Below are 6232 nucleotides of genomic sequence, written 5' to 3'. Positions count from 1 at the left end.
TACATGCCGGTGAACATGTCCACCGCCGCCACGCCGAACTTCAGCGGGCCCTGCCCTTCCTCGCCGTTGAGCGCCATCAGGCCGGCCTCGCCCTGCCGCGCCGGGGAACGACAGCCCCGTTATCGTGAATGAAGGCGGCGTGGTGGTGAAGCGCCCGGCAGCGCAGTAAGCACACGGACCTCAAACGAAAAAGGCCGATGGGAAACCACCGGCCTTTTTCTTTTGCCTGAATCGTCTCCAATCAGGACGCCCGCCGTCCCGATCAGGGACAATCCCTATTCGATATCCTCGACGGCTTCGGCGCTGCCATGCACACGGGCTGCGAGAGCCGCCGCCATGAACGGGTCAATGTCGCCATCCAGCACCTTTGCCGGGTCCGGGCTTTCAACGCCGGTGCGCAGATCCTTCACCATCTGATAGGGCTGCAGCACATAGGAGCGGATCTGATGCCCCCAGCCGATATCGGTCTTGCCCGCTTCCTGCGCGGCGGCGGCTTCTTCCCGCTTCTGAAGCTCTCGCTCATAAAGGCGCGCGCGCAGCATGTCCCAGGCCGCAGCGCGGTTCTTGTGCTGCGACCGCTCGTTCTGGCACGACACGACGATGCCGGTCGGGATGTGAGTAATGCGGACGGCGCTGTCCGTCTTGTTGACGTGCTGACCACCCGCGCCTGATGCGCGATAGGTGTCCACACGGCAATCACTTTCGTTGATATCGATCTCGATCCGGTCATCCACCACCGGATAGACCCAGACGCTGGAAAAGCTCGTATGGCGGCGCGCGGCACTGTCATAGGGCGAAATGCGGACAAGCCGGTGAACGCCGGATTCCGTCTTCAGCCAGCCATAGGCATTGTGGCCCTTCACGAGAATGGTGGCGGATTTGATGCCCGCCTCTTCCCCGTCATGCCGTTCGACAAGCTCGACCTTATAGCCCTTGGACTCTGCCCAGCGCGTGTACATGCGCAGCAGCATCTGTGCCCAGTCCTGGCTTTCCGTGCCGCCGGCGCCTGCGTGCACTTCGACATAGGTGTCGTTGGCATCCGCCTCGCCCGAAAGCAGCGTCTCGATCTCGGCCTTTGCCGCTTCATCGCGCGCTTCTTTCAGCGCGGCCTCTGCCTCGGTGACGATAGCATCATCGCCCTCGGCCTCGCCGAGTTCGATGAGTTCCACATTGTCGCTGAGAGCCGCTTCAATCCGGCGATAGCGCGTCAATGCTTCTTCAAGACGCGTGCGCTCCCGCATCAGCTCCTGCGCCTTGTCGGGATCATTCCAGAAGTCAGGGCTTTCGGCTTTTGCCGTCAGTTCATCAAAGCGTCTAAGGGCAGCATCCCAGTCAAAGATGCCTCCTCAGCAGTGCGAGCGACTGCTTGATTTCATCGATGATTGTCTGCGTCTCGGCGCGCATGGCGAATACTTCTCGTAATTCTGCGGCCGGATTCGGCCCGTGTTGGCGCGGAAAATAGGTTGGAAGGCAGCATGTGTAAAGGGAAAGCGGGCCGATAGGGTCTGTCCCTCAGATTGCGCTGCCCGCCGCGAAGCCCGATGACCACGCCCATTGGAAGTTGAAGCCGCCGAGATGGCCGGTCACGTCAACCGCTTCACCGATGAAATAAAGGCCCGGCACATCTCGGGCTTCCATGGTCTGTGACGAGAGGCACCGTGTATCGACGCCGCCTGCGGTGACCTCCGCCGTGCGGAAGCCTTCCGTGCCTTGCGGCTTCACGCGCCAGTGATTAACAAGCGCGGCAACAGCAGCAAGGCGTTTGTCGGCAAGGTCCGCAAGGCGGCCCTCCACTCCTGCCCTTGCCGCGATGTTCTCGGCCAGGCGCCTTGGCAGCAGGCGCGCAAGAGCGGTGACGATCTCTTGCTTCGGTGTCTCTTTTCGCAGCAGCTTCAGTTCAGCCAGCATATCCCGACCCGGCACCATATCTATCTCGATCTCGTCGCCATCTCGCCAATAGGAAGAGATTTGCAGAATGGCGGGACCGGAAATGCCGCGATGGGTGAAGAGCAGCGCTTCGGCAAATCGCGTCTTGCCGTGGCTCACAACCGCATCAACCGCGACACCGGCAAGGCCGGATGTCATGGCGAGCAATTCAGGCGCGAAGGTGAACGGCACAAGCGCCGGGCGCGGCGGCACGATGTTCAACCCGAACTGCCGCGCGACCTCATAGGCAAAGCCGGTCGCGCCCATTTTCGGAATGGATTTCCCTCCCGTCGCGACCACAAGCGAGGGAGCCTCGAAGCGGCCTTTCGACGTTTCGACGGAAAATCCCTCCGCCGCCTTCGCCACATGCCTCACTTCTGTCTGAAGCTCGACGCGAACGCCGCCCTTCGCACATTCGGTGAGCAGCATGTCGATGATCTGTTGGGAGGAGCCATCACAGAAGAGCTGCCCGAGCGTTTTCTCGTGCCAGGCAATATTGTGTCGTTTCACCAGCGCGATGAAGTCATGCTGTGTAAAGCGCTTCAGCGCGGAAATGCAGAAGCGCGGATTGTCGGACAGGAAATTCGCCGAGCTCGTATGAAGGTTGGTGAAATTGCAGCGCCCGCCGCCAGAGATACGGATTTTCTCCCCTGGTTTTTTTGCGTGGTCGAGCACAAGAACGCGCCGCCCGCGCTTGGCAGCAACCATGGCGCAAAAGAGCCCCGCCCCGCCCGCGCCGATAATGATGGCGTCATAAGTCAAACGGACCTGCCTGCCAGCGCGTCGATCACCGCCTCTTCGGCATCCATATCTACGGGCATGTTTGTCGCTTCCGAGGAGTGATGTGTCTTCTCGTTCACGCGCTCGCTCCGAAGCGCCTCGATGCGCGCAAGATCGGCTTCATTTGCCTCTATACCGAGCGAAGCAAGCAAGTTTTCGAATGTGCCGGGGGCGTTGAGATCCTCCGTATCCACATCAACCACCGTCAGCCCTTTCGCCCGCGCGCGCTCCCCGTATGCCTTTTGACGCGCCTCCGTCTCCAGCGCGTGCCAATAGCAAAACTGATAGTCGGTGAGCTTCGACGCATCAGGCAATTTCACGAAAAGCGCCTCGGATGGATACATGTAGAAGCGACGGCCCCAATGGGTCTTGCCGGGGATGGTACCCAGACGGAGCATGGAGCGCGCGACGCTGCGAGCATTCCTTCGCAGCAAGATGAGCGAGAACGGCATTTCCAGATCGAGCATGGCGTCGAAATAGCCCTTGCCGAACATATGGCTCGTCTCGACATAGACCGGGCGCGGCAGGCGTGCGATCGCCGGCAGCTTGACATGCCGCAGGAAGCCCCGCGCGATGAACGGGGAGCGGTGCGCGGCATGCATCAGCGTATCGAAACGGGGATGCGGCTCATGGGTGGAGGTGACGCTTTCCACCGCGTGAAAGAGCGTTGTCAGCCGCGCGGAGCCAGAACGTCCATTCGTGATGGTGAAGACGAGCTTCTGTTGCGGCAGGGGCGCAGGCACAACAAGTCCGCGTGCCATGAGAGCCAGATATGCCAACCGCCGGAGGCGGTGGGACTCGAGTTTCATGCCGGCAATGTCCTCAGTCATCTTGATGGCCGCTGCTTGTTTTGCCTTGTCAGAACTCGTATCCGAGCAGGGCGATTTCGCGCCTGCAAATATTGGCAACGAGACCTGCTTCCTCAGGAGAAAGCACCTCCCTGTAATGTCGTCGATCGGGACGAACGCCGCTTTTCGCGCGCACTTCCGGCATTGCAAGATCGGGAACACCGATTTCGCGGCCGAGCGCCGGGAGATCCTCATCCAGCGTCTCATATCTCAGGAGATGCGAGGCGACAGGCTCATCGCCAATGGCGTAGATATCCCAGTTGCTGGCCCGGTAGGTGCCGCGTTTCGCGCGCTTCGCCAGCCATGTGGAAAAAGATGGATAATCTTCACGGCCGCTGCGGTCCCACCAATATTGGGAGAGAATGCGGTCCCACGGATTTCGCTCAATACTGATCTTGAGATAGCTCTCCCAGATCTCGCGGGGCAGAGCTGCCTTAACCACTTTCGCCGGAACGTGATTATAGAGGAGATCGCGCGGCGGATGCCCGCGCAGGATGCGAAGCCAGTCCCGCAGCGTAAAGTCCTTCCGCGGCACCTGCGGATTAGCGCCTGCGCGCCCGCCCTGGGACTGACGCAGTTCCTCATCGGCGGGAAGGAGCGTCGTGACGACATCCCCATCGTCACAAAGGCGCGACAACGCAATCTCGACACTCGTGCCTGCTGTCTTCCTGGTCTTCAGGAAAATGAACTTGTAACGATGACAAACGATCAAACGATACTGCAGCCCTGGCAGGCCACCCCCCGATATCAAAGCGGTGGGGTATGGAAGCCCGGCCCACCTTTTCGGGAGGATACGGAGCCCGACGATCTATGCAACTTCTTCCTTGGGGGGAGAGCCACCCTGCCCGGCGGGGGGCAGCGCCTCACCGGCGATGCTCGATGATGAGCTTCAGCACCAGCGTCACCAGCGCGAGAGTGGTGAGGAGCGTGGCGGCAGCGAAGGCAGCGACCGTATTATAGTCGTTGAACAGAAGCTCGATCTGGAGCGGCAGCGTGTTCGTTCGCCCCCGGATGCTGCCGGAGACGATGGAGACAGCGCCGAACTCGCCCATCACGCGCGCATTGCAGAGCAATACGCCATAGAGCAGCGCGATCTTTATGTTGGGAAGCGTCACGCGGAAAAAGGTCTGAAAACCCGAAGCCCCGAGCGACACCGCTGCAAGCTCGTCCGTTTCATCGCGGCTCGACATGATGGTGATGAGCTCGCGCGCCACATAGGGGCATGTCACGAACATGCTCACGAGGAAGATGCCCGGCGCGGCGAACATGATCTTTATGCCCTGCGCTTCAAACCACGGCCCGACCAGCCCCTGAGTGCCGAAAACGAAGAGATAGGCAACACCCGCCACAATGGGCGAGATAGAGAATGGCAGCTCGATCAGCACAATGAGAAAGCGGCGGCCCGGAAACTGGAAGCGCGTGATGGCCCATGCGGCCGCAATGCCGAATACAGTGTTGACCGGCACCGCCACGAGTGCGGTCAAAACCGTGAGCCAGACGGCGTGAAGCGTGTCAGGCTCGATCACCTTGCTCACATAAAGCTCGACGCCCCCCGAAAAGGCCGCCGAGAAAATGACAGCAAGCGGCAGCAGAATCAGCGATGAAGCTATGGACGCGGTAAGACCGATGATCGTCCATTTCACCAGCGGTCGATCACCGATGCGAGTGCTGGGCACCAAGCGCTCTGACGGCGCGGCGGCGGGCGGAACAAGGCCGGAAGGGAGTTCGCTCATGCCCGCTCCTATTTCACATGGCGCAGGAGGAAGCCCTGCAGGAGATTGCTGGCGAGAAGGAAGAAGAGCGAGAAGACGAGAATGATGGTCGCGTAGGTCGCGGCGGCCTCATACTCATATTCCTCAAGCCGGATGACGGTGAGGAGCGCGACGATCTCGGTTCGCATCGGCAGATTGCCTGCGATGAAAATGATCGCGCCATATTCACCAAGCGAGCGCGCGAATGACATGCCCGCACCTGCCAGAAAGGCCGGCATGAGTTCCGGCAGAAGCACGCGGCGAAAGATATTCATCTCCGAAGCGCCGAGCAGCAGCGCTGATTCCTCGATCTCTGATTCAATGTCGCGCAGGACCGGCTCCACCGTGCGCACCACAAAGGGCAGACTGGTGAAGATCATCGCAACGATGATGCCGAGCTGTGTATAGGCGACCTTGATGCCGATGCTCTCAAGAGGCGCACCCAGCCAGCCATTGCGGGCAAGCAATGTCGTCAGCGCGATACCGGCAACGGCGGTCGGCAAGGCAAAGGGCAGCTCGATCATCGCATCGAGAATGCGCCGGCCCGGAAACTCATAGCGCACGAGAATCCACGCAAGCGCACCACCAATGATGACGTTGAAAAGCGTTGCCCATGCAGCCGACGTAATCGTGACGCGATAGGCCGCGATGGCGCGGGGAGAGCTTGCGATGCGCCAGAACTCTTCCGCCGTAAGGCCGAATGTTCTCAGCACAAGCACGGTCAGCGGCAAAAGCACGATCAGGCTGAGATAGCCGAGCGTTACCCCCATGGAGAGGCCGAACCCCGGCAGCGGATTACGCTTTTTCATCATGTGATGCCTGATACCCGGCCCGAAACAAGCGATGGCGGAAAGCCAGAACGGCGGAGCCTATCCGCTCCGCCGCCCCTCATGTAGCCCTGTAAGGGATCAGTTACCCACACAAATG

6 protein-coding genes are annotated in these 6232 nt (G+C 60.5%); all 6 read right to left on the bottom strand.

What is annotated here, in order from left to right:
• Positions 1 to 275 precede the first annotated feature (275 nt).
• A protein-coding gene (gene prfB, locus WBF74_RS11525; RefSeq protein ID WP_424439827.1) for a peptide chain release factor 2 occupies positions 276 to 1404 on the bottom strand; the annotation gives its coding sequence in 2 pieces (ribosomal slippage) (positions 276 to 1334 and positions 1336 to 1404; 1128 coding nt in all).
• Between the two features lie 108 nt (positions 1405 to 1512).
• The gene (locus tag WBF74_RS11520; RefSeq protein WP_424439824.1) at positions 1513 to 2688 is read right to left on the bottom strand and encodes an NAD(P)/FAD-dependent oxidoreductase; all 1176 of its coding nucleotides are present in this window, start codon (positions 2686 to 2688) and stop codon (positions 1513 to 1515) included.
• Positions 2685 to 3467, bottom strand: a complete 783-nt coding sequence (locus WBF74_RS11515) for a hypothetical protein (RefSeq protein WP_424439821.1) — start codon at positions 3465 to 3467, stop codon at positions 2685 to 2687. Before WBF74_RS11515 ends, WBF74_RS11520 begins: the two co-directional genes overlap by 4 nt.
• A gap of 97 nt (positions 3468 to 3564) precedes the next feature.
• On the bottom strand, positions 3565 to 4266 hold the full coding sequence (locus tag WBF74_RS11510) for a sulfotransferase family 2 domain-containing protein (RefSeq protein WP_424439818.1): 702 nt from the start codon (positions 4264 to 4266) through the stop codon (positions 3565 to 3567).
• A 151-nt stretch (positions 4267 to 4417) separates the two neighbouring features.
• On the bottom strand, positions 4418 to 5287 hold the full coding sequence (cysW, locus tag WBF74_RS11505) for a sulfate ABC transporter permease subunit CysW (RefSeq protein ID WP_424439815.1): 870 nt from the start codon (positions 5285 to 5287) through the stop codon (positions 4418 to 4420).
• Between the two features lie 8 nt (positions 5288 to 5295).
• Entirely contained in the window at positions 5296 to 6117 is an 822-nt protein-coding gene (gene cysT, locus WBF74_RS11500; RefSeq protein WP_424439812.1) for a sulfate ABC transporter permease subunit CysT, read from the bottom strand.
• Positions 6118 to 6232 lie beyond the last annotated feature (115 nt).

Origin of the sequence: Parvibaculum sp., from assembly GCF_049672805.1 — a bacterium.
In the GTDB taxonomy this organism is placed as follows: Bacteria; Pseudomonadota; Alphaproteobacteria; order Parvibaculales; family Parvibaculaceae; genus Parvibaculum.
The sequence above is the reverse complement of the archived record's forward strand: the minus strand, read 5'-3'. Positions and strand labels throughout refer to the sequence as shown.

Bases quoted from the DNA above. Each gene is read 5' to 3' on its own strand.
- WBF74_RS11515 (WP_424439821.1), bottom strand. From the start codon at position 3,467: ATGGCACGCGGACTTGTTGTGCCTGCGCCCCTGCCGCAACAGAAGCTC.
- cysW (WP_424439815.1), bottom strand. From the start codon at position 5,287: ATGAGCGAACTCCCTTCCGGCCTTGTTCCGCCCGCCGCCGCGCCGTCA.
- cysT (WP_424439812.1), bottom strand. From the start codon at position 6,117: ATGATGAAAAAGCGTAATCCGCTGCCGGGGTTCGGCCTCTCCATGGGG.